Origin of the sequence: Pontibacterium sp. (assembly GCF_041587635.1) — a bacterium.
In the GTDB taxonomy this organism is placed as follows: domain Bacteria; phylum Pseudomonadota; class Gammaproteobacteria; order Pseudomonadales; family Balneatricaceae; genus Pontibacterium.
In genome coordinates, this window is sequence record NZ_JBFGYC010000728.1 from 1 (window position 1) to 1,438 (window position 1,438).

5 protein-coding genes are annotated in these 1,438 nt (G+C 46.9%); 2 read left to right on the top strand and 3 right to left on the bottom strand.

Translation table 11 applies throughout. The features are described from left to right. Positions 1-303: gamma-glutamylcyclotransferase (locus tag ABYW01_RS21185; RefSeq protein WP_372836574.1), on the top strand; the 303-nt coding region annotated here is incomplete at its 5' end. 57 nt (positions 304-360) lie between these two features. Here the strand turns inward: ABYW01_RS21185 and ABYW01_RS21190 are convergent. Next, positions 361-492, bottom strand: coding sequence for a hypothetical protein (locus tag ABYW01_RS21190; protein WP_372836576.1), 132 nt, complete (start codon positions 490-492; stop codon positions 361-363). Positions 493-628: 136 nt separating this feature from the next. Further along, positions 629-895, bottom strand: coding sequence for a hypothetical protein (locus tag ABYW01_RS21195; RefSeq protein ID WP_372836578.1), 267 nt, complete (start codon positions 893-895; stop codon positions 629-631). 128 nt (positions 896-1,023) lie between these two features. Here ABYW01_RS21195 and ABYW01_RS21200 point away from each other — a divergent pair, with 128 nt between their 5' ends. Beyond that, positions 1,024-1,197: a hypothetical protein gene (locus ABYW01_RS21200; protein ID WP_372836580.1), complete on the top strand. Its 174-nt coding sequence runs from the start codon at positions 1,024-1,026 to the stop codon at positions 1,195-1,197. Between the two features lie 24 nt (positions 1,198-1,221). Here ABYW01_RS21200 and ABYW01_RS21205 read toward each other — a convergent pair. Further along, positions 1,222-1,438 (bottom strand): chorismate-binding protein (locus ABYW01_RS21205; protein WP_372836582.1); only part of this gene is annotated, 217 nt, incomplete at its 5' end.

Sequence of the window (1,438 nt, forward strand, 5' to 3'; positions counted from 1 at the left end):
AGCATGGACCCAGTGGAAAAACCGTATCTCGATAATGCTGAAGGTGCAGGGTTTGGCTACGACTGCATTGACGTTGAGCTGGGGCTTAAAGAGGGTCAGCGCCAGTCTGCATTGACGTATGTTGCACTGCATGTCGACCGGAGTATGAGGCCCTATCGATGGTACAAACAGCACGTCGTTCAAGGTGCACTCGAAGCAGGTCTGCCGGATGATTACCTTGCACTGATCCATGATGTTTCAGCCATTGATGACCCGGATGTCGAGCGTCACCTGCATGAAACCAGTATCTATCGGAGTGCATAACCACGATCTGCCTGCCAGTTGGCAGCAGCGAAAAAGCAGATCGTTAGTGTTGTCTGATCAGGTGAGTTGATAGATCAGCGTAGAGACAAAGCCGAACATAAACATGCAGGCAGAAACAGTGAGGTAAGCGAAGCCGAGCTTACGTAACAGAGGAAGGGTATTCGACAGTTTGTGTATTGTTGCTTTCATAATACAGCTCTTCAATGCTCCAAAGACGCGCCTGATGAAGTTGGCTAGCGTCGCTATTCAAAGAACTTAAGATTGTATGAAAAATGTACAGATTCGGCAATCGGAAGGAAGTACCATTTTGAATATTCATTCCAAATTATCGCTTAGACGAAAGCCTGTCTTCCTTCTTCGTTTCTTTCAAACTGCGGTAGTAAGGTATCTTGATTAACTGCTCTGCACCGATAAAACAGACAGAGACCAGCAGCATCAATATGACTATATTACGGTCCGCCAGTGATGGGTAAATTGTGGCGGGATCATCGGAAAATAGTGCATAGAGCGAAAGTCCAAGTATCAGCGCGCCAGCCGTGCCAATACGTTTTGCGACACGGACTTTCTTGGGTTCAGCAGGTTTTGTCATCATGGGCTCCGGTAGTAAGAATGCGGGCAAAGGATAGCATGAATCACAGATAAGAGGCCTTTTGCAGCAGGGTATACCTGCTGATGGGTTTCGACTAAGCTAAACGAAATTGGACGACCTGAAGGGCGAACATGAGCGATAACGTAATCGACCTGAATAGTAAGCGGGATGAAGCCAGACATCGACGTAAAGAGCGTAATCTGGATAAGATGCAGGAGCGTTTTGAAAACGCACTGCCGACCGAAGAGAAAGATTCGAAGAAAAAACTGCTGAATATCTTTAAGAAAGGCAAACCGAAGAAATAACGGTTTGCCTAAGCACACCTCTAATCAGAGTGTGTTTTCCAATGACTGTAACAGGTTATTTACCTTGTTGTACGTCTCTTCGTACTCCATGTCGCTGACCGAGTCGGCCACAATGCCGCCACCTGCCCAGCAATGAATCTTATTGTTTTCGCACAATAAGGTGCCAATGGTGATGCTGGTATCCAACTGTCCGCAAAAGCTGATGTAACCAATCGAACCGCAATAGACCGAGCGACGATGG